The 240-nt window shown below is 37.1% G+C and carries 1 protein-coding gene; it reads right to left on the bottom strand.

The features are described 5' to 3' along the window. Positions 1-240, bottom strand: a 240-nt coding sequence (locus SB749_RS20690; protein WP_410711970.1) for a hypothetical protein, incomplete at both ends; no start/stop codon positions are given.

Here is a 240-nt window from a genome sequence, read left to right as displayed (position 1 = left end):
CGTTTTTATTTGTTTAACTAATTGGTACAAGGGTGCTTGTGCAGAGAGTTCACTATTCGGGATATTAAGATATTCACTGTCCCATACTTTTAAAAATAAGCGGTTATCATTGCATTCCCATGCTTTTGAGTCATCCATTAAGGACGCTTTAATACGATACCATGCCATTTTAGTATTGGCGTTATTAACTATAATATGTCGGCCTTGCGTATCCGTGGCTAAATAAACCATAGCTTGGTC

The sequence above is a fragment of the Brevibacterium sp. SIMBA_078 genome, from assembly GCF_046534565.1.
GTDB lineage: Bacteria > Actinomycetota > Actinomycetes > Actinomycetales > Brevibacteriaceae > Brevibacterium.
This window is presented reverse-complemented; position numbering and strand designations above follow the sequence as displayed.